General features: G+C 43.0%; 25 protein-coding genes. 2 read left to right on the top strand and 23 right to left on the bottom strand.

Translation table 11 applies throughout. From position 1 onward, the window contains the following. Positions 1–2: 2 nt before the first annotated feature. The 14 genes from HUU49_01870 to mnmA form a co-directional block, all read right to left on the bottom strand. Positions 3–839, bottom strand: a complete 837-nt coding sequence (locus HUU49_01870) for a class I SAM-dependent methyltransferase (GenBank protein ID NUM25351.1) — start codon at positions 837–839, stop codon at positions 3–5. A 260-nt stretch (positions 840–1,099) separates the two neighbouring features. Beyond that, positions 1,100–1,552 (bottom strand): 30S ribosomal protein S9, encoded by a 453-nt coding sequence (gene rpsI, locus HUU49_01865; GenBank protein NUM25350.1) that lies wholly within the window; start codon positions 1,550–1,552, stop codon positions 1,100–1,102. A 3-nt stretch (positions 1,553–1,555) separates the two neighbouring features. Next, a complete protein-coding gene (rplM, locus tag HUU49_01860) occupies positions 1,556–1,966 on the bottom strand; it encodes a 50S ribosomal protein L13 (GenBank protein ID NUM25349.1) in 411 nt (136 codons plus the stop codon). A 4-nt stretch (positions 1,967–1,970) separates the two neighbouring features. Then, positions 1,971–2,321 carry a 50S ribosomal protein L17 gene (gene rplQ, locus HUU49_01855; GenBank protein NUM25348.1) on the bottom strand — a complete coding sequence of 117 codons (351 nt, stop codon included), beginning with the start codon at positions 2,319–2,321 and terminating at the stop codon, positions 1,971–1,973. Between the two features lie 2 nt (positions 2,322–2,323). Further along, on the bottom strand, positions 2,324–3,133 hold the full coding sequence (locus tag HUU49_01850; protein NUM25347.1) for a DNA-directed RNA polymerase subunit alpha: 810 nt from the start codon (positions 3,131–3,133) through the stop codon (positions 2,324–2,326). Positions 3,134–3,160: 27 nt separating this feature from the next. Next, positions 3,161–3,775, bottom strand: coding sequence for a 30S ribosomal protein S4 (gene rpsD, locus HUU49_01845; protein ID NUM25346.1), 615 nt, complete (start codon positions 3,773–3,775; stop codon positions 3,161–3,163). A 3-nt stretch (positions 3,776–3,778) separates the two neighbouring features. After that, positions 3,779–4,249 carry a 30S ribosomal protein S11 gene (rpsK, locus tag HUU49_01840; GenBank protein ID NUM25345.1) on the bottom strand — a complete coding sequence of 157 codons (471 nt, stop codon included), beginning with the start codon at positions 4,247–4,249 and terminating at the stop codon, positions 3,779–3,781. Positions 4,250–4,261: 12 nt separating this feature from the next. Further along, positions 4,262–4,654 carry a 30S ribosomal protein S13 gene (rpsM, locus tag HUU49_01835; protein NUM25344.1) on the bottom strand — a complete coding sequence of 131 codons (393 nt, stop codon included), beginning with the start codon at positions 4,652–4,654 and terminating at the stop codon, positions 4,262–4,264. A 4-nt stretch (positions 4,655–4,658) separates the two neighbouring features. Next, positions 4,659–4,772: a 50S ribosomal protein L36 gene (gene rpmJ, locus HUU49_01830; GenBank protein NUM25343.1), complete on the bottom strand. Its 114-nt coding sequence runs from the start codon at positions 4,770–4,772 to the stop codon at positions 4,659–4,661. Between the two features lie 8 nt (positions 4,773–4,780). Continuing rightward, the gene (gene infA, locus HUU49_01825; protein NUM25342.1) at positions 4,781–5,017 is read right to left on the bottom strand and encodes a translation initiation factor IF-1; all 237 of its coding nucleotides are present in this window, start codon (positions 5,015–5,017) and stop codon (positions 4,781–4,783) included. A gap of 270 nt (positions 5,018–5,287) precedes the next feature. Next, entirely contained in the window at positions 5,288–5,431 is a 144-nt protein-coding gene (locus tag HUU49_01820) for a hypothetical protein (protein NUM25341.1), read from the bottom strand. Between the two features lie 61 nt (positions 5,432–5,492). Next, positions 5,493–7,235, bottom strand: a complete 1,743-nt coding sequence (locus tag HUU49_01815; protein ID NUM25340.1) for an alanine--tRNA ligase — start codon at positions 7,233–7,235, stop codon at positions 5,493–5,495. An 86-nt stretch (positions 7,236–7,321) separates the two neighbouring features. Beyond that, positions 7,322–7,837, bottom strand: a complete 516-nt coding sequence (locus tag HUU49_01810; GenBank protein NUM25339.1) for a hypothetical protein — start codon at positions 7,835–7,837, stop codon at positions 7,322–7,324. 33 nt (positions 7,838–7,870) lie between these two features. Continuing rightward, the gene (gene mnmA, locus HUU49_01805) at positions 7,871–8,977 is read right to left on the bottom strand and encodes a tRNA 2-thiouridine(34) synthase MnmA (GenBank protein ID NUM25338.1); all 1,107 of its coding nucleotides are present in this window, start codon (positions 8,975–8,977) and stop codon (positions 7,871–7,873) included. A gap of 124 nt (positions 8,978–9,101) precedes the next feature. On the opposite strand from mnmA, the gene HUU49_01800 reads away from it, so the two are divergent. Continuing rightward, the gene (locus HUU49_01800) at positions 9,102–9,299 is read left to right on the top strand and encodes a hypothetical protein (protein ID NUM25337.1); all 198 of its coding nucleotides are present in this window, start codon (positions 9,102–9,104) and stop codon (positions 9,297–9,299) included. A gap of 68 nt (positions 9,300–9,367) precedes the next feature. On the opposite strand, the gene HUU49_01795 is transcribed toward HUU49_01800, so the two are convergent. From HUU49_01795 to secD, 7 genes are all read right to left on the bottom strand, one after another. Continuing rightward, on the bottom strand, positions 9,368–10,501 hold the full coding sequence (locus HUU49_01795; GenBank protein NUM25336.1) for a hypothetical protein: 1,134 nt from the start codon (positions 10,499–10,501) through the stop codon (positions 9,368–9,370). A 58-nt stretch (positions 10,502–10,559) separates the two neighbouring features. Continuing rightward, positions 10,560–11,864 carry a UDP-glucose/GDP-mannose dehydrogenase family protein gene (locus HUU49_01790; protein NUM25335.1) on the bottom strand — a complete coding sequence of 435 codons (1,305 nt, stop codon included), beginning with the start codon at positions 11,862–11,864 and terminating at the stop codon, positions 10,560–10,562. Positions 11,865–11,998: 134 nt separating this feature from the next. Then, positions 11,999–13,819, bottom strand: a complete 1,821-nt coding sequence (locus tag HUU49_01785; GenBank protein ID NUM25334.1) for a type IV secretion system DNA-binding domain-containing protein — start codon at positions 13,817–13,819, stop codon at positions 11,999–12,001. Between the two features lie 5 nt (positions 13,820–13,824). Next, positions 13,825–15,171 carry a hypothetical protein gene (locus HUU49_01780; GenBank protein NUM25333.1) on the bottom strand — a complete coding sequence of 449 codons (1,347 nt, stop codon included), beginning with the start codon at positions 15,169–15,171 and terminating at the stop codon, positions 13,825–13,827. A gap of 43 nt (positions 15,172–15,214) precedes the next feature. Next, positions 15,215–16,363 (bottom strand): hypothetical protein, encoded by a 1,149-nt coding sequence (locus HUU49_01775; protein NUM25332.1) that lies wholly within the window; start codon positions 16,361–16,363, stop codon positions 15,215–15,217. Positions 16,364–16,585: 222 nt separating this feature from the next. Next, positions 16,586–17,551 carry a protein translocase subunit SecF gene (gene secF / locus HUU49_01770; GenBank protein ID NUM25331.1) on the bottom strand — a complete coding sequence of 322 codons (966 nt, stop codon included), beginning with the start codon at positions 17,549–17,551 and terminating at the stop codon, positions 16,586–16,588. Continuing rightward, complete coding sequence (gene secD / locus HUU49_01765) at positions 17,535–19,211, bottom strand: protein translocase subunit SecD (protein NUM25330.1); 1,677 nt, start codon at positions 19,209–19,211, stop codon at positions 17,535–17,537. The genes secF and secD overlap by 17 nt, the downstream gene beginning before the upstream one ends. Positions 19,212–19,520: 309 nt before the next feature. Between secD and HUU49_01760 the strand changes: the two genes are divergently transcribed. After that, complete coding sequence (locus HUU49_01760) at positions 19,521–20,534, top strand: aspartate-semialdehyde dehydrogenase (GenBank protein NUM25329.1); 1,014 nt, start codon at positions 19,521–19,523, stop codon at positions 20,532–20,534. Positions 20,535–20,541: 7 nt separating this feature from the next. Here the strand turns inward: HUU49_01760 and rdgB are convergent, their stop codons facing one another. Further along, positions 20,542–21,156, bottom strand: a complete 615-nt coding sequence (gene rdgB, locus HUU49_01755; protein ID NUM25328.1) for an RdgB/HAM1 family non-canonical purine NTP pyrophosphatase — start codon at positions 21,154–21,156, stop codon at positions 20,542–20,544. 62 nt (positions 21,157–21,218) lie between these two features. Further along, positions 21,219–21,779 (bottom strand): prohibitin family protein, encoded by a 561-nt coding sequence (locus HUU49_01750; GenBank protein NUM25327.1) that lies wholly within the window; start codon positions 21,777–21,779, stop codon positions 21,219–21,221.

Here is a 21,779-nt window from a genome sequence, read left to right as displayed (position 1 = left end):
ATCTAACTTGGTTCTTTACGAAATATTAAAATATTTTGATGAATCATGGACGGTATAAATGCATGCGGATAACCATATACATGTAATGATTTACTATTATCTTGCCAAATTAAATTTGCTTTCAAGATAAAACCTAATTCCGAAATTTTATTTGCTAGTTCAGCTGATAAAATATGGTACTGTTTCTCTCTATATATATCACCTATAAAAACGGCCATATAACCTTTATCTTTTAGGGGCCCTAAACATTTCTCAAATATTAAGCCCATATCCTCTAGCCACTCTTCCTTGGATTGATCTGACTCTTTATTAAACTTTGATAATTTTGAACTTCTTGCATTTTTACTTCTAGTTTTAGCAAGTTTATCCATATTCCAGTATGGCACGTCTGTTAAAATAAAATCTATACTTTCATTTTTGATCTTAGACAGCTCCTTTTTTGCATCGCCTACAATCATTTCTTGAACTGGTAAATTTTCTAACTTACAAACTTTTTCGTATATTTTTTTCCATTTAGAATTTATCTCAATTCCTTTAGCCTTTCTTTGACAAAGAGATGCCCCCAAGAGAGTACCACCTACTCCAGCAAGAGGGTCCAATACAGTCTGACCCTTCTTGGTAAAAGTCTTAATCAAGTCGGCACAAAGCTCAGGTGGTTTTTGTCCACCATGCTGTGATCTTAATTTATGCTGCATGTTTACCGGGAAAGGTTTATTGATGACTGATTTTGTAGCAAAGGTCCACTCAGAACCAGTTAAATCATTAACACTATTTTTAGGGTTATAAATACCCTTTTTCTCTTTACTTTTTTCTACTTTTTTATTACTCTCGCTTACCATAATTAATTTTTTTTAACTTTAACACTAGATAACACAATAATTACTATTTTACCTTTTTTGACAGCAGTTTACAATTTAATTAATTTAATACTAGCAAAACTCAGACCTCAATTAATAACTGAATAAAAGCTAGGTAAAGCTAAAATTTTACCATTAAGAAAAAATAAATCCTATAGTTTATGGAGTATTTTCTGCCAAAAGATCAGCTCTTTTATTATAGATTAAACAAAAACCCCGACAAATCGTCGGGGTTTGGAAGTTTAACGTTTAGCCCATTGTGGAGCACGTCGTGCTCGCTTAAGACCCGGTTTCTTTCGTTCTTTGCGGCGTGGATCTCGCTTTAAGTAACCGTGGGGTTTAATGATTTTTCGTAAATCCGCTTCAAAAACAGTCAGGACCCGGGCAATACCGTGGCGAACGGCAACGGCTTGGCCGACTGGGCCACCACCGGCAACTTTAATGGTGATGTCAAATTCGGTTAGTTTGCCAACAGCCTGTAATGGATCAGTAACAATTTTTTGTAGTTCAGTGGTTGGGAAATAGTTTTTAAAATCGCGTTCGTTGACAGTAATTTTGCCTTCGCCTTTCTTGTAGAGCCGAACGCGGGCAATCGCCTTTTTGCGGCGGCCAGTGGCATACAAATAGGTGTGGCGAACGCGCTTGGTCGCGACTTCCTTTTCAATTTTTTCTTCTTTTTTGGCTTTAGTAGTCATACACTAATTAGAAATTTTCAAACGTTTAATCATTTTCTCGCGGGTGCGGTTTTTTGGCAACATGTGGTAAACAGTATCGCGCAACATTTTGGAAGCGTTGTTGGCCAATAGATCACTCAATTTAGTAGTTTTAATACCGCCCGGGTAGCCAGAATAGCGGTGGTACACTTTAGTCTGGATTTTTTTGCCGGAGGTTTTGATTTTGGAAGCATTGGTAACCACCACAAATTCGCCGCCGTCAATATGTGGCAAGTAGGTGGCTTTGTTTTTACCGCGCAATAAAACGGCAATTCTGGTGGCAAGGCGGCCCAAGATTTGGTCGGTGGCGTCAATTTCGTGAATATTTCTGACAACGCCCGGTTTGACGGCCTTTTTAGTCACTTTTTTCGTTGTGGTAGTCTTTTTAGTTTCCATAAATTTAGACAAATTCAATTTGAACCATTTCAGCACCGTCCCCTTTGCGTGGACCGATTTTAATAATGCGAGTGTAGCCGCCTTTGCGGTCTTTGTAGCGCGGGCCTAAAACTTCCAGAGCCTTACTGACTGCTTTTTTGTGGTACAGTACTTCCAAAAGCTGGCGGCGACTGGCAAGGGTGTTTTTCTTTGAGGTGGTAATCAATTTTTCAACCATTGGTTTTAACACCTTAGCTTTGGCGCTGGTGGTGCGGATTTTTTCATACAAAATCATGCTGGTTGCCAGACTACGCATCATCGCTTCGCGCGGCGCTTTTTTGCGGTCTAAAATTTTACCTTTTTTAGCGTGTCTCATAATTACTTATCTTCTTTTTTCTTGGATTCTTTCTTAGCTTTCTTTTCTTTTTTTTCTTCAACTTCAGCTTCATCATCTTCAGACTTTTCGGCTTTGACTTTTTTGACTTTGACTTCGCCAAGCTTGGTGTTGTCAGCAATAAAATTGAAGTGAGAAAGTAAAACTTGGGTTGACTGAGCAACGGCTTCTTCCGGACTGATTGAGCCGTCAGTTTCAATTTCTAAAATTAAATTTTCGTAGTTAGTCATTTGTCCGACGCGGATGTTTTCTACGCGAATGCCGACATTTCGGATCGGCGTGAAAATTGAATCAATGACGATCATGTCGGTTTCGGTGTTTTCCTTTTCGCGAGTTTCACTTGGCACGTAGCCACGACCCTGGGAAACAACAATTTCCATATCAATTTCAGCGGTCTTGCTGGTTAAGGTGGCAATTAATAAATCAGTGTTAATTACGTCAACATCAGCATTTGGTTCAATGTCTTTGGCAGTGACTTTCTTTTCGCCTTTGGCGTGCAAGTGTAGTCTGACCGGTTCGGTTGAGTTAACTCGCAAGCGCAACTGTTTTAGGTTGAGGGAAATTTCAACAACATCTTCTAAGACATTGTCAATTGCGGAAAACTCATGGCTGACGCCTTTAATTTTAAAAGCGGTCACGGCGCCACCAGGCAATGATGACAATAAAACGCGGCGTAAGGCATTGCCGATCGTGGTGCCAAAGCCCGGGTGACATGGCTGAATACTAACCGTAGCGGTGTTCTTTTCATCACCGGGGGTAATCTCTACTTTTGATGGTAAGGGGATGTTTTCCATAGTGTTTCCCTCCCAAAATGGGATTAATTATCTTGAATAATACTCAATGATTAGTCGTGGGTTAAAGGTATGCTCAATTTCCTGACTGGTTGGAGCGCTAACCACTTTGATTAAACGTTTTTTTAGATCCAAGTGCAGCCAAGCTGGGGTTTGATATTTTTCAAGTTTCTTTTCTAAATCGGTAAATAGTTTTGAATCAGCTTTGCTGTCTTTAATGGTGATTTCATCTTTGGCTTTAACCTGGAATGACGGAATATTTACTTTTTTACCGTTGACAAAGAAAAAGCCGTGATTGACCATCTGCCGGGCCTGACGGCGGGTTTTGGCAAAACCAGAGCGGTAGACCACGTTATCAAGCCGCTGTTCCAGTAGGCGTTGCAAGTTTTCACCGCTGTCGCCTTTGAGACGCATTGCCTCTTTATAATATTTGGCGAACTGGCGTTCCATAATGCCGTAGGTAATACGGGCAATCTGCTTTTCGCGCAGCTGATTGGAATATTCAGAAGGTCGGTTGCGGCGTTTTGGACCGTGGATACCCGGTGCATAGTTACGCTTAACTAAGACTGATTTTTCAGACTGGCTTAAATTGACGCCATAGCGTCGGGAAGCCTTATTAACTTTAAGTTTAGGAATTTTAGCCATATATTAAACGCGTCGTGGTTTCTTTGGCCGACAACCGTTATGAGGAATCGGTGTGACGTCCTTAATACTTAAAACGTTGATACCGTTGGCATTTAAAGCGCGGATCGCTGCTTCGCGGCCGCCGCCAACGCCTTTAACAAAAACGGAAACTTCTTTCAAACCGTAAGCCTGCAATTTTTCGGAAGCCTTTTGGATGATGATACCGGCAGCATAAGGGGTGGATTTTTTTGGTCCACGAAAACCAGCCTGACCGGCGGAATACTGAGTTAAAGCATTGCCGTTGGCATCGGTAAAAGTCACAACGGTGTTGTTGTAGGTCGCCTGAATGTAAACGCGGCCGGAAACAACCTGGGCTTTAGCTTTCTTTTTGCCCTTAACGGCTTTAGCAGCTGATTCTTTGGCCAAACTTTCCGGTTCGGCAACAGTTTCGGCTGATTCAGCTTTTGGAGCAGTAGTTTTTTTGATATCTTCCATCATAAAAATATATTAAGTCTTCTGGGCCGGCGGTTTCTTACCTGATCCCATCGTTCTTCGGACATTACCGCGAACAGTTCGGTTATTAGTCTTAGTCCGCTGACCGCGCGCTGGCAAATGCTTGGAATGGCGTGAACCGCGGTAGCTGTCAATTTCTTTTAATCGTTTAATATTCATTAAGACTTCGCGCTTTAATTCGCCTTCAACTTTAAGCTGTTTTTCAATCAGGTCGCGGAGTTTACCAACTTCGGCGTCGGTTAGATCTTTGACGCGAGTATCTGGGTTGACTTTGGTTTCAGCGAGAATTCTTTTACTGGTGGTTTCGCCAATGCCAAAAATGTAGGTTAGGCCTACTTCAACGCGTTTGTTATTTGGTAATGTAATTCCTGCAATACGAGCTGCCATAAATTTAACCTTGACGCTGTCGGTGTCGTGGATTTTTACAGACAATCTGGACTTTTCGGCTACGTCGAATAACCTTGCAGTCCTTACACATTTTTTTTACCGAAGCTCTTACTTTCATAATAATTATTAATAGCGATAAGTGATACGACCTTTGGTGAGGTCATATGGGGTTAACTGAACTTTAACTTTATCTCCAGGCAGGATGCGGATTTTAAACATGCGCATTTTTCCGGAAAGATGGGCTAAAACTTCGTGGCCGTTATCAAGGACAACCTTGAAACTAGCGGCCGGTAGCAATTCGATTACTTCTCCATCAACTTCGATGAACTCTTTTGATGGAATAGAATTGTCGTTTTTTGGCATAAATTAGAAAAAATAAAATTCTTGGCGGCCTTCAAAGGGTGGACTAGCCTAGAATTTTATCTAAAATATCGTAAATTTTAGCTTTTTTCACCTTTTATATTGTAGCAATTTATCGATATTTGTCAAACAATAGCCTTATATTACACAAAAAAATTGATAATGTCAAGGATTATTTACTGGCTATTTTTTATTTAAATTTAGCAAAAAAATAAAGCTACGAAATGGTTTTTCCGCAGCTTATAAACTTATTGCTTGCTTGGCGTGTTGAGGCTATTCCTTTTCCCGGTTTTCCCGATCAATCCGTTCGTTTTCCTCGCAACGGTTGTAGGCAATGTAAAGGACGGTTCCAATCCCAACCGCTACAATAATCGCAAAGGCTTCACGAGCAATCGGTGCCAATGTTGCTATGAGCATAGCAGTAACCCTCCTTAAGTTTGGATGGTTGGTGTGTATAAGCTTAGCAAAACAAGGCTTGTTAGCCAACAGTGGCTTTGATCCGGCGAACGCCGGAGCTTGAAGCTTCTTCCTTGGTGATTTTGAAAGCAATTAGTTCAGAAACGTTGTTGACGTGGGGACCGCCGCAGATTTCTTTGCTGAAGTCGCCAATGGTGTAGACTTTTACCCGATCGGCATATTTATGTTCAAATACTCCCATTGCTCCCTGATTCTTAGCTTCATCAATGCTGACTTCCTGCCAGGTGACTGGCGTTTGTTTGCGGATTTGCTCGTTGACGAGGTCTTCAACTTGTTTGATTTGTTCAGGAGTCATTTTGTCGGGGTGTGAAAAATCAAGCCGCAGGCGTTCAGCAGTGATGTTTGAACCTTTTTGATAAACGTGATTGCCAAGCACCTGGCGCAAAGCGGCCAGCAGTAAATGGGTGGCGGTATGAAGTTTGGTGGTTTCAGCCGAGTGATCCGCCAGACCACCTTTGAATTTTCCAGCCGAAGCGGTGCGGGACAGTTCTTGATGTTTATCAAATTCTTCGTCAAAACCTTTAGTGTCAACTTTAATCCCCTTTTCTTTGGCTAGTTCCAAAGTCATTTCCAGTGGGAAACCGTAAGAAGCAAATAGAATAAACGCATCGCGCCCGGAAATGTCTTTGCCGGAAAGTTTGGCAAATTCTTTCAAGCCCTTTTCCAGCGTTTGGGTGAAGCGATCTTCTTCGGCTGCCAATTCTTTTTCGATAAAGCTTTTGTTTTCGTCGAGTTCCGGGTAATATTTGGCGTAGTGTTTGATGACGATTTTAGCGATTTCAACAGTGAAGTTGTTGCTAATGCCAATCATTTTGCCATGTCTGATGGCGCGCCGGATTAGGCGGCGCAGCACGTAGCCTTGTTCAATGTTAGACGGCGTAACGCCCTTTTGGTCGCCCAAGATAAAAGTGGCGGTGCGCAAGTGGTCGGCGATAATTCTGATTGATTGGACGTTGTCGGTGTTGGATAATTCTTTAATTTTTTTAATAATCGGGGTAAACAATTCCGTTTCATACACTGACTGCAGGCTGTTTAAGATGGCGGTGGTGCGTTCCAGACCCATACCGGTGTCCACATTTTTTTGCGCCAGTTCAACGTAAGAGCCGTCAGCAGTTTTATTATATTGCATAAAAACGTCATTCCAGATTTCCACCCAGTGCTTGTCGGACGAATCAAATTTTTCCGGCGCGTCTGCCTCGCCCGTCCAATAAAACATTTCAGTGTCCGGACCGCATGGACCGGTCTGTCCGGCCGGGCCCCACCAGTTGTCTTCACGTCCTAAAAAGGCAATACGGGCTTTGGGGATGCCAAGCGCCTGCCAGATCGCGGCTGACTCTTCGTCTTTAGAAATATTATTTTCGGTCTCGCCGGCAAAACAGCTAACCGCGAGTTTATTGACAGGCAGTTTTAATTTTTTTGTTAAAAATTCAAAACTAAATTCAATTGCTTCTTTTTTAAAATAGTCTCCCAGCGACCAGTTGCCCAGCATTTCAAAAAAAGTCAGATGCCAGCCGTCGCCGATTTCATCAATGTCGCCAGTGCGAATACATTTTTGAACATCAGTCAGGCGTGTGCCGGCCGGATGTTTTTGGCCAAGCAGATATGGAACTAATGGGTGCATGCCGGCGGTGGTGAACAAAACAGTCGGGTCATTTTCGGGAATCAAAGAAGCTGAAGGGATAATCGTGTGGCCCTTCGTTTCAAAAAATTGTAGATATGTTTCGCGTAGTTTTTCGGCGGTCATAATACAGGGATTGTAGTATAAATAGTGTTTTTTTTCAAGAAAAAACTCCCCATGGGGAGTATGAGAACAAAAAGGTGCGGCCCGCGTCAGGCGACGTTGCTGTTTGAGGGTTTTACCGTGCCCTCTTCTTCGGGTTCGGTGTCTTCGTTTTCCTGAGCGGAAATGTCTTCTTCGTCGATGTGAATGATATTGTATTTTTCAACCAGCATTTGGAACATGAGCTGGTTGATACGGTAATAGTCCACAATGGTGACAGTCATTTCTTGCTCGGCAGCGTCGAGCTTGACGGTTGCCGCAAAGGCGATGTTCTTGAATCCGGGGGTCTCAGTGCTGTCGCTGAAAATGATCATGGTGTGGACCTTCGGGGAAAATTCCTCGACGTTTTCTTCAGGTGTGATCACCGTCAAAAACATTTCCCCTTCGGGATCGGTTACCAAAAATTCGCATTGTTGGTCATTTTTGAAGATGACCATTCGCTTGATTTGTCGCTCGGTTAAGACCGACGGTTTACCAGTGGTGGCACAGCCTCCACTGCAACCGACTGCTAAAACCAGCAAAGTTGGGACCATCAGCGCCGAAATGACTTTGTTCATTGTCGACACCCTCCTTACCTAGGAGGTATTAAAGCCTAAAATTTAGGAAATGTCAATTTTGGAAATAACTCCGCCGCCCAGCACTTGTTTGTCTTGGTAGAACACTGCGGACTGTCCGGTCATTACGGCACGGGCCGGTTCTTTGAGCGTAACGATATTATTTTCATCAATAGTTGCCGGGATGATTGAAGCCTGGTGGCGAATTTTAATTCCATAGTTTTCGTTTGCGCCCGGGCGCTTGCCGCTGATCCAAGTAGGATCTTTGATGGCGAATTTAGTGGTCATGATCAGCGGATCATTGGCATTGTTGGAAACGTAAAGCGTGTTAGTTTTATGGTCCAGTTTGACAACATAATATGGTCCGCCTGGTCCGCCGATTTTAATACCCTGGCGCTGGCCAAGGGTATACAGCGGCAAGCCATCGTGGCGACCAAGCTCTTTGCCGTCCAGATTTTTAATCGGACCAGGTTTAAGGTTGAGGTGTCGTTGTAAAAATGAGTAGTGAGTTTTTTCAGAAATAAAACAGATTTCCTGACTCTCGGGTTTTTTATGGACTTCCAGGTTGAATTTTTTGGCGATTTCGCGTACTACCGGTTTGGTCAAATGACCGACCGGGAACATTAATTTTTTTAATCGTTCCTGGGTCATGGTGTATAAGAAATATGATTGGTCTTTATTTTTATCGTCGCCGGCAATCAGTTTAATGGTGCCGTCTTTGCCGGTTTCCAGTTTGACGTAATGTCCGGTTGCCAGATAATCGCATCCAAGCTGTTCGGCGCGTTTTAGCATTACGTTAAATCTAATGAGGCGATTGCAATTAATACACGGGTTGGGAGTTTTTCCTTCGCGGTAGCTTTCCAGCCATTGATCAACAACCATCTGCTTGAATGATTCGCGAACGTTGATAGTATAAATCGGAAAGCCGAGTTGATGAGCGATGCGTCGGGCGTCGTTGAAAGAATCAACTGAACAGCATTTATTTTCAATGCCAAGCTTTCTGGTGTTTTCTTCAGCTTCGCTCCAGAGTTTCAAAAAAACACCAACGCATTCATAGCCTTGTTCTTTAAGTAGCGCCGCGGCAACCGAAGAATCAACGCCGCCGGACATTGCAATACAAACTTTTTTGCCGTTTGATTTGTTTAGTTTCATAAATTGATACTGTACTATACCTTATATTTTAGCAAATTTCAATACCTAAAATAATCCCCAATTACTATTGACAATATACCCCTGTTTTGATAGACTTATTTAAGAAGTTGATAACTAATAATTAATGTTTCTGGTTATCTTTTTTTTACGCTCGTATGAGCCAAAGACTCCGGAAACTTTTAAGGAGAAAATCCTAATGATTTTCGACGAACCAATGACCACTCCAGAAGAAGAAATGGATGAAGAAATGGATGGCGATATGGACGAAGACATGGATGGCGACGATGATGAATCTTCAGATGAAGATGCTGAAGAAATGTAATCTCTAAGAAAGAAATTCTTTCTAGTAAAAACCCCCGACGTCGGGGGTTTTTACTTTGAACCAACTGTTTATAGTGGAAACAAATTCAGCACGACACCAATCAGAAATAAGCCGATTAGAAAATACAATGCAGTTTTGGGAACCAGCGCCTGATATTCCGGTTTGCGATCGCCGAGTTTCTGAGCCTTGAGGTAGACCAGTGCAATTAAAACCACATCAATACCCATAGTCACCGCGCCGGTGAATGCGACGATGGTCAAGAAATTTTGTAGTCCCAGTAAGTAGAGTGCCAGCGGTACAAAGATTGCAAGTCCGGAAGAGATGAGGTGCGATAATTTTAGATCATACCACAAGATTTTTTTAATAGTGGTGCCGATAGTTAAATACGAAGTGAAGGTGGCAATAATTCCAGAGATAAACCCGGCGGCAAGGAATTTTTTATCAAAAAATGGTACTAGGCCGCTGAGCGCATCGGTGCTGGTGTTGGCGCCCGTCACACCCAAAACAGTGATAATAAAGATGAGGTACGTTATGATTGGAATCAGGGTGCCTAAAATGATGACGTTTTTTAAACGCTCAAATTTGGTTTTTAAGATTTCTCTGGTTTCCGGAATAACAGACATACCAGACAGTGAAAAAAGAATGACTCCATACGGCAGAATCAGGTTTTTGAAACTTAAGTCGCTTTCTAATAGGTTGTAAATATCAATCTGTGGTAAACTTTTGACCGCCAAGAACAGCAGTACCAAAAAGAATACGGCCATGCTAACGAACTCCGATTTGGCAATGGTACCGCTGCCCGAATAAATAAGCAGCGCTCCCACGGCAAAAAAGATCATGTGATAGGTAAACAATCCCCCGCCAAAAATCGGTATTAACAGATTCGCCAAAAAAGTGCCGCCAACCAGGATGTAGGCCAGGTTTGCTCCGTATAAACCGACTGAGTTGCTGAGAATCGGCAAGAATTTATATTTTTTACCTAGGTAAATTTCCACGTAGCCGGGTAGGCGGTGTTCTTCTCTAGTTCGTAGGCAAATTTCGCCATACATTAGCTGTATTACCATCATAACTAAGCCAATGACGCCAAAGTAAATCAGGACCGGCATGAAGCCGACTTTAGCTGCGACGTATGGCAGACCAAACATCCCGACGCCAATGACGGTGCCACAAAACATTGATACGGCAAGAATGAAATTCTTCATAATAGATGAATTATACCAAAAAAACGGGACAAAGTCCCGTTTTTGTTAGTTATTGGATTTAACGGCCGATGCCAAAGTATTGAAAGCCGGCCGACTGAGCAGTTTTTGGGTCAAAGATATTTCGGCCGTCAAAGATAATCGGAGTGGTCATTAGACTTTTAATTTTTTCTAAGTCAAGCTTTTTAAATTCATCCCATTCAGTACAAATCACCAACGCTTCGCTTTGCGCGGCGACATCATAAGGATTTTGGCAGTATTCAATGTCAGTCAGCACCTTTTTAGTGTTCTCCTGAGCTTCAGGATCGTAAGCTTTGATATGGGCGCCGTCTTGTTTTAGTTTTTGAATAATTTTTAAAGCGGGGGCATTACGAATATCATCAGTGTCTGGTTTAAACGCCAGGCCTAGAACGCCAATGGTTTTTCCGTCTAACACCCAAAGTTGCTTTTCAATTTTATGGATAAAACGCTGCCAGGCGTGATCATTAATTTTTTCGATTGCTTCCACAAAAATCGGATCAATACCCAAAATTTCTAAAGTTTTTTTGTAGGCAGCGATGTCTTTAGGAAAACAGCTGCCCCCAAAACCGATGCCTGGCTTGAGAAATTGCCGACCGATACGTTCATCAAGGCCAATTGCTTCAAGGACTTCCAAGGCGTCAGCGCCGGCTTCTTCGCACGTTTGAGCGATCAGATTGGCAAAAGAGATTTTTGCCGCCAAAAAAGTGTTAGCTCCGTGTTTAATCAATTCCGCACTGCGAACAGAAACAATTTTGACCGGGCAGTTTGTTTTATCGATCAGCGGTTTATAGAGTTCAAGCATTTTAGTTTTTGCCGGTTCGCTGTCAACGCCGATAACCAAGCGATCTGGTTCCAATGTGTCTTTAACGGCAGTACCCTCACGTAAAAATTCAGGATTGGAGACAACATCAAATTTAGCTTTTGAACTGCTGTAGCGATCAATGATTTCTTTGACTTTTTCGGCGGTGCGAACCGGGACAGTGCTTTTATCAACAATAACCTTGTAGTCACCGTTGACGGTTTGCGCAATTTCTCTGGCAACGGCTTCAACATATTTCAGGTCGGCTTGGCCGTCGGCTTTTGGCGGCGTGTTGACGCAAATAAAAATTATTTCTGAATTTAAAATCGCCGGTTTGATGTCGCTAGTAAATGTCAGGCGTCCGGCGGTTTTATTTTTAACGATTAATTCTTCTAGGCCCGGCTCAAAGATTGGCGATTCGCCGCGGTTCAATTTTTCAACTTTTTCCAAATTATTATCAACACAGATAATATCGTGGCCAAAATCCGCCAAACAAACGCCGGTGGTTAATCCGACATAACCGGTACCAATAATTGTTGCTTTCATAAAATAAAAAAGATTAAGCCTTATTCTTAATCAAGAATCATCATCAATTAAGACGAAAATTTAATTGAGATGTTACAGTAGCTCCATCTTAGTAGATGAGCCTAAAAAAGTCAATTTAGTACCAGTCGGACTAACTAAAATTTTATCACTTCACCGGGTTTGATTTGCTGCAGTTCGTTGATTTCCTGATTAGTATTTGGATTGGCATTTTCTTCAATTTTTTTCTTGATCAGCTGGTGAATGGTCATTGGTTTTGCCGGAGTTGCCGCCGGTGGTTGCTCTGAACGTTTTTTTTCGAACGCTTGTGGCGGTTTAGTGAGCGCTTCGGAAAGTGAAATTTCCGGCTGCGGTTCAGGCAGCGCCTCAGCGGCAGTCTCGACGCTTTCCTCGCCCTTCATCAACCGTTCGCGAATTTCTTTAAAACAAGTTGGACAGTAAACCGGGCGCAGACCATCTGGCTTAAAAGTAATTTCGGTTGGTTTACCGCACTCGTAACAGTTAACCGTGTAAGTTTCTTTTTCTTTTGATTTTTTGCCTTTTCGGTCATCGTCACGTTTCTTTTTACCGTCGTTTGGGCGGTGGTTTTTTTCATCTTGCGAGGGGGTGCTAGTAGTTGTTTTTTGGTTGCCGTCAGATTCCTCTTCTCCGCCTCCATCTACGCCGGTCCAGCGGCTGATTTTGTCTTCAACCACTTCGCGAGGTTTGGCATAGCGTTCACGCGAGACGTTGATAACTTTTTCGCGATTATGAGCGTGAAGGTGTGTGTCAAGCGGCGGCAAGGTGGTCGCCGAAAACGGAGTTGAAGCAACACCGTCAATCATCAGTTTTAAGTAGACGTCATACTTGGTGAGATTAACCAGATCTTCTTCAACAAAATATGGCGCAAATTCAGTTGCCAGCGCTTCAGCATCAGCCGCACCGACGCGAAAACACATTAATGTTCCTACGTTGCCAAACACGGCGGCCCGAACCATTTCATCAAGCTGTTCAATGTATTGATGTCCGATGATTAAGTCGAGGCGGTATTTCCGGGCCTCAGATAAAATACTGGCGAATGATTCGGTGGCAAAGTTCTGAAATTCGTCGACGTATAGATAAAAATCTTTTCGTTCGTTTTCTTTAATATCAATTCGGCTCATGGCGGCCAATTGAATTTTGGTAATCATCATGGCTCCGAGTAAGGCTGATGAGTCTTCGCCAATTCGGCCTTTGGACAGGTTCATAATCAGGATTTTTTGATTATCCATGATTTCGCGCAAATCAAAAGAAGATTTCACCTGGCCGACGATATTTCTGATCATTGCCGTGGATAGAAACTGTCCGACTTTGTTTTGAATTGGGGCAACAGCCTCAACCTGGAACTGCTGCGGATATTTTGAAAATTCCTCAACCCAAAAGGCCTTGACTACCGGGTCTTGGATCTTGGTGATTACTTTTTTGCGATAGTTTTTGTCCACCAAAATCCTCATTACTCCAAGCAGCGTGCTACCGGGGTAATCCAAGAGTGCTAAAATGGCGTTACGAAGCAGGTATTCCAAGCGAGGTCCCCAGGAGTCGGCCCACAGTTTTTTGAAGACGCCAACAAGCCCTGAAGCGATCAAGTGCTTGTGTTCTTCAGAGACAGATTCCATGACGTTAAAAGCAACCGGATGCTGGATATCAGCCGGATTAAGGTACACCACGTCGTTAATGCGGTGGCTGGGAATAAAGTCAAGAATTTTTTCGGCGAAGTCACCATGCGGATCAACCAAGGCAACGCCGGAGCCGTTTTGGATATCCTGGATGATCATGTTTTCCATAACGGTTGACTTGCCCATACCGGTTTTTCCGATGATGTACATGTGCCGCCGCCGGTCATCTTTTTTGATGCCAAACCGTACTCGTTGATTGCGAAAGTTCGTTTCGCCGAGCAGCACCATTTCGTCTGATTTTTTTTGATTTTTGTCTTCAGGCATATTGGTTAAGCAGTTGGAAGATTCCTGGGTGGTTCAGATTTAAGACTTGGGTCATCAGGACGCACGTGTGGGATGCGTGTTTCAACCGGCAACCCAATTGGCGCTTCGGATCGCTTGGCTTCGGTTTTCTTAACTAACGGTGCTTTGACGGTTAACAATGGGAAGTGCCATAAGCTGGCTAATTCTTCAGTATTAAGAATTTTACCGTAGTCCCCGGGGCTTAGCCAGTGACCGCGGCTTTTATAGCGATACAAAATACGGTTACGTCGGCTGATTAAGCGACGCTGTTTGAAAAAAACAATACCGCCGGTGTAGGTTTTAGCATCCGGTTTGAGCGAATTTAAGCCAAGATCGTTGAATTGTTTAAATGCTCCATACAGCCCGCTTGAACCGCGAGCTGGCGTGTAAAGCCTTTTTTCGGCGATATAAATAAATCTGATCCGGGCATGAAAACCGATTTTACCGGTTTTGTGTTCAATGGCGCCGATAGTATCTTTTTCTCCCTGGGTTAGATAGATTATCTGGTTTGGCGGAGCCGCCGCGCCGCCGGAATCACTTGCTGGAGCGGGGTTAAGTCCTTCCAAAATAAAATTGGGAATATCAAAAAGATAATCAAGAATGGTTTTTTTGTGTTCAACCTTGGCGCCTTTTAATTTTTCCATTAAGGAATTAGCGCCTTCGCCCCAGTCATTATCGGCTGGCGTAATTACGTACTGCAGCCACATTTCTTCACCAGGTCCGATCCTGGTCATGGCCTCAAGGATTGAAGCCATCGGGTCTTTAATGTCACCGGCGACCGAATCCTCAAACTCTTTGTAAGTAATAATCGGGTAATATTGATTTTTTGCTAAGACAATTTCAGAACCAAGGAGATTATATTTGTCATTAGGGAATTTAATGTTCCAATGTTTGGTGTAATCTTCAATCTCGGTGATTTCAGCGTCGGGGTATTGGGCATAAATTACCGCTTCCACTAAATCGCGGTATTTGTCGACTAAGTGAACGATAAATTGAATATAGCCGCCGATACTGACAATTTCAAAACTAAAGCTGTCTTTGATTTCGCCAGTCCACCAGTTCTGGTACCATTTTAAAGGCTGATGAGCTCCAGACAAGTGGGAAAAAATGTTTTCAACCGCCCGGGGTGTTTGTTCATTATTTTTTGGGATGTCAATTGCCAGCAGAATGTATTTTCGTTGTTTGCGGTAGTTATTGCGAAGCCAATTTTGGTAGGCCAAAATTAAACCATAACAAAACAAAAAAACCGGGTATATCCAACCAACAGCCCTAAAAAACCACCAGGCAAAAGCAATTGGGTTATTAATTGGAACCCCAGTTAAGTCAATTTCCATAAACTTAATTATTTTTTTCTTTTGGTTTTATTTTACCAGAAATTTAGTTGATGGTATAGCGACCATCAGGGAGTTTTTTGATCTTGTCTTTATTGGTTAAAGCAAGATAGATGGTGCTTTTTCGAACCATTCTTTGGTCTAAGACGGCTTTGACGATTTCTTCTTTGGTCATTGGTTTACCGGCTTTGGTCAAAATTTCAATAATCGTATCAATAACGGTGCCCGGTTTGTAGCCCCATTCTTGTAGTGCATAAATACCGCGGCCGACTAGAACATAACGGTCGTCCAGGATTAATTCATTGTGAATAGTGGCTGGGTATGCAATTTTTTTGTCAAATTTTTCCTGGTTAATCAGGTTGGTAATGTCAGTGAAATGGAGCGGTTTACCGTGCTTCTTCAAAACAAGATACACCTTGTCGCTCATGCGCTTTGGTTTGACGGTATTCCAGTTGTTCAATCCCCACTCGCCCAAAATATTTTGGTCAACTCGTTTGGCAATTCTCAAGAACGAGTGAATAATGTTGTCGATATCCTCATTTTCTTCAAGAGTGCCAAGTTTAAGGGCGGTAATTTGGTCTTTGTTTGACAAATAAAAGTTGGAGTTGCGGAAACTGTCTAAAATTTCTTCGCTAGTAAGAAGCTTTTTTTGCTGATCAATCATTTCTACCAGCTCTTTAATGGCGGCCTTAACAACATCCAAAGAAACAACCGGGAGCTTATAGCCCGGCAAAACATCAGCGTCTGGCTTGACACCTTCAATTTTATCCCGCAATAAATGATTTAAGATAAACTGGCTTGAGCGCTGGTGCTGTTCGTCGGCAGCTGACTGGCTGATTTTATCAAGCAGGAATTTTTCTTCCATAACACCGCCATGATTTTCTAATAGATGAGTAACATACTGTGAGGCGCTGTCTACTTCCCCCTTTAGTTCTTTTAGTTCAGCTAATTTTTTAATAGTAGCAGTCTCAATTTGACGAATTCGTTCCCGAGTAATGTTGTAATATTTTCCAATTTGCTCTAAAGTTTCTTTTTCTCGCCCCATTAAGCCAAAACGGCGGCTTAAAATGTCGCTTTCTTTGCTTGATAAGTTCTTAAGTAGGCTGTTTACCAATTCGCTTAAATTAAATGAAGCGGCTTGCTGTTTTTCCTGACTTTCGATGATTTTATCTAGAATTGAGTTTTGACCTGTCATAGGGTTAGTTAGTGAAATCTGTTTTAAATTTTGCTAAATTAAGCTAAAATTATTGGTTTATCAGTTAATGTAATAAATCACTTTTTTTAAATTGTTTTTAGTATATCATAAAACATAAATATCGTCAAGTCTTGACTGATAAATTATTTTTCTATTTTAATTTTAGTTATTTAAAAATCCGGGATTTGCCCGGATTTTTTATAATACTACAAAATTAACAGTTTACTTTTTGGACATCCATTTTTCCCAGACTACCAGTAACGGGCTGGCTAAGAAAATTGAAGAATATGATCCAACGGCTACGCCAATAATCAAGGCTAGGGTGAAATCTCGCAGTGTTGAGCCACCAATTAACAAAATGGCGAATAATACTATCAACACGGTAAAGGAGGCGTTGATTGATCGGACAATGACTTCGTTAAGGCTTTCCTGAACAATTTGGGCAAAATTTTCGCCAATGCGTCTGACTAAGTTTTCTCTGGTTCGGTCAAACACCACAATGGTGTCGTTAACTGAATAACCAAGAATGGTAAGTAAGGCGGCGACAAACGGCGCGTTGACTTCTAGGCCGTAGAATTTTCCCAATAAAGTGAAAACGCCGATGGTAATAATAATATCGTGAAACAAGGCAAGGATGGCGATGAGGCCATATTTCCAGGAAGCAATCGGCTTTGAGACTTTACGGAAAGCCCAGGCAACGTAACTGATGATGGCAATAAGCGCAATAATAATCGCCCAAACGGTTTTTTCTTTAAGTTCTTGTCCGAGACTTGGTCCGATAGAATCAAATCTAGTTTCCTGAACGGCATTTTTAGTATCAACCACAATCCCCGCCTCGGCAGCACCTTCAAGATTTAATTCAGGTTTGAATTTATCTTCTAGGGCCGTCAGCAATTTTTGGTGGGTGGCTTCATCGATTTCTTTAAATCGCATAACCATTTTGGTGTCTTCAACCGGCTGGATGGTGGCATTATCAATACCTACAGATGTCAGGACTTGGTTGACTGCGTCGTTTGATGGGCGGGTAACGGAAAATTCTACTTCAACTAAGCTGCCGCCAGTAAAGTCAATTCCCCACTTTAAGCCGACGATGGCAAAGGCAAGAATGCTGGCAAGTACCGCCGTGCCAGAGAGGAAAAACCAGATTTTTCGATATTTGATAATCATAAAATTATTTCTTGACGCCATACAGCCACAGTGAGCCAAACGGCTTTAGGCGGGCAACTGATTTTAAGATCAGTTTAGTAACTACTGTTGCCGAAAAAAGATTGATGGCAATTCCGATAGCTAAAGTGATGGCAAAACCCTTGACGACGCTGGTGGTAAATGCAATTAGGATAAAACAAGTAATTAGCGTTGATGTGTTACCGTCAAAAATGGACGGCCATGATCGTTTAAAGCCTTCATCAATGGCAATCGGTAAGATTTTTTTATCTTTAAGTTCTTCGCGTAGTCGCTCAAACGTCAAAATGTTTGCGTCCACTGCCATGCCAAGCGAGAGAATAAATCCGGCAATTCCTGACAGCGTTAAAGTGACAGGCACTAATTTGAAAACTGCCAAGATGATTACTGCATAAAACAGTAAGCTTAAAACTGCAGTTATACCCGGCAACCGATAATAAACAATCATGAATAAAGCAACAGCAATCAAACCAATGATTCCGGCGTTAAGGCTTTTTTGGACAGACTGGTTTCCTAAAGAAGCGCCGATGGTTTGCTGAGAAATAAGCTGAATTGGTACCGGTAACGCGCCGGCGTTAAGGCGCTGAGCCAATAATTTTGCCTCGTTGATTTTAAAATTGCCGCTAATAACAGCTCGGCCGTCGGTAATGGCATTTTGAACAGTCGGAACGCTGATTGCTTCACCGTCTAAGAAAATAGCAACCGGCTTGCCGATATTCTTTTTGGTGATTTCGGCAAAAAGGTTTTTACCCTCATCGTTGAATTCAAGCAACACCTGAGGGATCTGGGTATTTGGATCAAATTCAACGCTGGCTCGTTTAAGCTGAGTTCCGGTGAGGCCGGTGTAGAGCCACTCATCGTCACCAGCAGCAAAGTCTTTTTCGGTTCGGGTCGTAATCATAATGTGGCGGCAGTTGGCGGTATAATCTTCACCCGCACCGTTTTCCCCCTCTTTTCTGATGATGTGGTAACCGAAAGGACTTTTTACCAATTCTTTCGATGTTTCGCCAACTTTGAGTTTGTCAAAACAAACTGATTCAAATTCAGGCACGAACAAGCCACGAGGAACAAAGCCCAGGTCTCCACCGTTTGATGCACTGCCCGGATCTTCGCTGTTGGTTTTGGCAATTTCTGCAAAATCAGCTCCCGGTTCAAGGACTTTGGCTAACAACCCCTCAGCCTTGGTTTTTGCTTCCTGATTGAACGTATCAAGCTGCTGTTGCTGTTCGGGTGTTAAGGTAATAGTTGGATTTGGATTTGCTTCTTTAAATTCTAATAATGGGGTTTCGCCAATCATGCTGATAGCCTGGTTAACATCGGTAACTCCGGCCAAGTCTACAATGACTCGCCAAGTATCGCCGGCTTTGGTAGTTTGAATACTTGGTTCGGCAACACCAAAAGCATTGACTCGGCGTTCAATAACGTCGCGTACTCCTTCAACGGCGCTTGCCCGCTCTGATTCCGGTAAATTTGAAACGTCTGCTTGGTAAATCAAGTGAGTGCCACCCTGCAGATCAAGTCCAAGTCGGAATGGAACATCTAAAAAACCAGGCAGTGGAATACCAATCTTTTTAAATGTTCCAGGGAAATCTAAAAAGATGGCTGTGACTGCCATAATGAGAATAGCTAGAGCGATAAGCCGATTTTTATTTTTTTGACTAACCATATAAGTGATAAGTAAGAATAGTTTAGCAAATGGAAATTAAATTGACAAGTGCTTCCCGGCTGGTTTTTGTTGGTTTTATCTAGTACTAAATAATACACAGTTTTTTCACAAAAAAACTTGACAAGGTTTTCGGAAATTACCTCCTAAAAAGTATAGTTAAAAAAACGGTGGATAACTTAGATTGAATAAAAAAATAAGTGAATACAAAATGTATTCGGTTTTACTTAATTGACAAAAAGGGCCGATTTTTATTAAGATAATCCTACTATTTGTTTGTCCTTTTTTGCAACCCTAGGGAGCATGATCATTATGCAAATCGGAAAAACAGTCGTGGTTGGCGGATCAGGAATGGTCGGCCGAGTATTGTTGGAAACCATGGGGCGGCATGAAATTAAGCCGCTTAACCTGGTTGTCGCCGGCCGCAGCTCGGTTGGCGAAACAATCAAGACGCCGGTTGGTGACACAGTTATCACCGGTCTGGAACTTGATTTGTTCCGCGACGCGGAACTGGTGTTTATGGCTGCTGGCGCTGGTGTCAGCCGCGAGTGGATTCCTCAAATCTTGGGAGCCAACAACTGTTCGGTCATAATCGATCTTAGTTCGGCTTTCCGGTATGATGACAACGTGCCGTTGGTTATTCCCTCAATCAACAAGAGGGACATGATCGGCAAGCGTCTTATCGCATGCCCAAACTGTACGACGTCAATTGCCTTGATGCCCTTGGCGCCGATTCACCACGCGTGGTCGATTCAGCGAGTTGACCTCGCGTCATATCAGGCGGCCTCGGGTGCGGGCAAGCAAGCGCTTGACGATCTTGATGCCCAGACCTCTTACTGGGCTCAAAACGGTCTGCCGCCGTCTAGCGGTTCCACCGGTTCCACGCCGTATCCTTTGGCCGGCAATCTCTTGGCACGCATTGACGTTGCTCAAGCTGAATGGGACGGTTTCACCAAAGAGGAAATGAAAACCGCTTGGGAGAGCCGTAAAATCCTGTTCAAGGACACTGTGCCGTTTTACGCAACCTGCATCCGCGTTCCGGTTCGCCGGTGCCACAGCGAAGTGCTGACCGTTCAAGTCGACGCCAGCCCTTCTGTTGGAGAAGTACGCCAACTGCTGAGCGAAAGTTTCGGTGTTGTTGTCTTGGACGATGTGGCTTCGCACATCTACCCCATGCCATTAAACATGGAGGGACGAGAAGAAGTTGGATGCGGCCGGATTCGAGTGACTCCGAATGGCGACATTCTGCTGTGGGTTTGCGGCGACCAGTTGTTGCGTGGTGCGGCGCTAACGGCAGTGGAGATCGCCGAAGTTCTTTATAGCTAGTGTTACCTTAAGCCACACCCTCGTGGCTTTTTTCTTTGAGGAATTCTTTGAGTTTTCTAAAAGCGATACTGCGGTGGCTGACAGAATTTTTTTCTTCATCAGTCATTTCAGAAAAAGTCTTAGTGAATCCATCGGGAATAAAAATCATGCTATAGGGTAGTTTTGGCCGCAGTTTACCTTTTGCTTCAAAAGCAATCTGTCCAGGTAATTTACCCGAGAACAGCCAGTGCTCCCCCGTTGGGCTTACTAGGGCAACTACTGTTTCAAAATATGCTTGGCGCTTACCGGCTGGTACGTCGGCTAGTTTATTTAAAGCAAAATCAATCATCGTTTTTTCGTCAGCACCTTCACCCGCCCAACGAGCGCTATAAACACCGGGTGCGCCATTCAAAGCTTCAATACAAAGGCCAGTATCGTCAGCGGCCGCCCATGTGCCCAGGCGTTTCGCGACGAAATGAGCTTTCTTAAGAGCATTTTCTTCAAGAGTGGTCCCGTCTTCCAGCGCTTCTTCAGTGAGGCCGGCTTCTCGAACAGTTTTAATGGTAATATTCAAGCCTTTTAAAACATTGTTGATTTCTTCAATCTTGCCCGGATTATTAGATGCAATAATTAACTCTTTCATATTTATTTAAGTTTAAGATAAAACCCCGGGCTTGGAGCCCGGGGTTTTTGAAACTGTTAGTGTTAATAGACTTCTTTAAGTAAAACATTTTCAACAAAGATTCCGCGCGGGTATAAAATCCGTTCAAGCTCTTGGCGGGAATCAACTTCGACATCGCCGCGCTTACTGGTGGAAATCTCGTGGAGGTCGTATTTGGCGGCGATCATTCTCATTCGGCTTTGAATAGTCGGACGAATAATTTTTTCAACAAATTTTTCGCCAATCCCCTGCCAAATTTCCGGGATTTGTTCCGGATCAAGCCGCATCAGAATTGTGCCTTCAATTGAAATTTTTTTGCCGTCTTTGCTGGTGGCAGTTATCGGCAGGTCGCCGAGCAGCTCCGGTTTATCAGCATCAAATTTTTTATTGATATCGTACTCAAGCGTCTGGGTATTAAACAGTTTGGCTTTTTGCCAAAACGGGATTTTGAGATGGAGGCCCGGTTTATAGATTTTTTTCAAGACCCCCCGGCCCAAATCGTATACTGCCGCGACATATCCTGGTGGGACGTGAATAAAAAATCCTTTCAGGACGTCTTCGACAACAAATGAGTACATTAGCTTATCCAAACCTTCGTCAGACAT

The sequence above is a fragment of the Candidatus Buchananbacteria bacterium genome (assembly GCA_013359225.1).
Taxonomy (GTDB): Bacteria; Patescibacteriota; Patescibacteriia; order Buchananbacterales; family UBA6539; genus JABWCG01.
Note: the sequence above shows the minus strand (reverse complement) of the source record. Positions and strands in the feature narration are given on the sequence as shown.

Excerpts from the sequence above, each read along its gene's own strand:
- HUU49_01870 (NUM25351.1), bottom strand. The coding sequence starts at position 839 with ATGGTAAGCGAGAGTAATAAAAAAGTAGAAAAAAGTAAAGAGAAAAAG.
- rpsI (NUM25350.1), bottom strand. The coding sequence starts at position 1,552 with ATGACTACTAAAGCCAAAAAAGAAGAAAAAATTGAAAAGGAAGTCGCG.
- rplM (NUM25349.1), bottom strand. The coding sequence starts at position 1,966 with ATGGAAACTAAAAAGACTACCACAACGAAAAAAGTGACTAAAAAGGCC.
- rplQ (NUM25348.1), bottom strand. The coding sequence starts at position 2,321 with ATGAGACACGCTAAAAAAGGTAAAATTTTAGACCGCAAAAAAGCGCCG.
- HUU49_01850 (NUM25347.1), bottom strand. The coding sequence starts at position 3,133 with ATGGAAAACATCCCCTTACCATCAAAAGTAGAGATTACCCCCGGTGAT.
- rpsD (NUM25346.1), bottom strand. The coding sequence starts at position 3,775 with ATGGCTAAAATTCCTAAACTTAAAGTTAATAAGGCTTCCCGACGCTAT.
- rpsK (NUM25345.1), bottom strand. The coding sequence starts at position 4,249 with ATGGAAGATATCAAAAAAACTACTGCTCCAAAAGCTGAATCAGCCGAA.
- rpsM (NUM25344.1), bottom strand. The coding sequence starts at position 4,654 with ATGGCAGCTCGTATTGCAGGAATTACATTACCAAATAACAAACGCGTT.
- rpmJ (NUM25343.1), bottom strand. The coding sequence starts at position 4,772 with ATGAAAGTAAGAGCTTCGGTAAAAAAAATGTGTAAGGACTGCAAGGTT.
- infA (NUM25342.1), bottom strand. The coding sequence starts at position 5,017 with ATGCCAAAAAACGACAATTCTATTCCATCAAAAGAGTTCATCGAAGTT.
- HUU49_01820 (NUM25341.1), bottom strand. The coding sequence starts at position 5,431 with ATGCTCATAGCAACATTGGCACCGATTGCTCGTGAAGCCTTTGCGATT.
- HUU49_01815 (NUM25340.1), bottom strand. The coding sequence starts at position 7,235 with ATGACCGCCGAAAAACTACGCGAAACATATCTACAATTTTTTGAAACG.
- mnmA (NUM25338.1), bottom strand. The coding sequence starts at position 8,977 with ATGAAACTAAACAAATCAAACGGCAAAAAAGTTTGTATTGCAATGTCC.
- HUU49_01800 (NUM25337.1), top strand. The coding sequence starts at position 9,102 with ATGTTTCTGGTTATCTTTTTTTTACGCTCGTATGAGCCAAAGACTCCG.
- HUU49_01795 (NUM25336.1), bottom strand. The coding sequence starts at position 10,501 with ATGAAGAATTTCATTCTTGCCGTATCAATGTTTTGTGGCACCGTCATT.
- HUU49_01790 (NUM25335.1), bottom strand. The coding sequence starts at position 11,864 with ATGAAAGCAACAATTATTGGTACCGGTTATGTCGGATTAACCACCGGC.
- HUU49_01785 (NUM25334.1), bottom strand. The coding sequence starts at position 13,819 with ATGCCTGAAGACAAAAATCAAAAAAAATCAGACGAAATGGTGCTGCTC.
- HUU49_01780 (NUM25333.1), bottom strand. The coding sequence starts at position 15,171 with ATGGAAATTGACTTAACTGGGGTTCCAATTAATAACCCAATTGCTTTT.
- HUU49_01775 (NUM25332.1), bottom strand. The coding sequence starts at position 16,363 with ATGACAGGTCAAAACTCAATTCTAGATAAAATCATCGAAAGTCAGGAA.
- secF (NUM25331.1), bottom strand. The coding sequence starts at position 17,551 with ATGGCGTCAAGAAATAATTTTATGATTATCAAATATCGAAAAATCTGG.
- secD (NUM25330.1), bottom strand. The coding sequence starts at position 19,211 with ATGGTTAGTCAAAAAAATAAAAATCGGCTTATCGCTCTAGCTATTCTC.
- HUU49_01760 (NUM25329.1), top strand. The coding sequence starts at position 19,521 with ATGCAAATCGGAAAAACAGTCGTGGTTGGCGGATCAGGAATGGTCGGC.
- rdgB (NUM25328.1), bottom strand. The coding sequence starts at position 21,156 with ATGAAAGAGTTAATTATTGCATCTAATAATCCGGGCAAGATTGAAGAA.
- HUU49_01750 (NUM25327.1), bottom strand. The coding sequence starts at position 21,779 with ATGTCTGACGAAGGTTTGGATAAGCTAATGTACTCATTTGTTGTCGAA.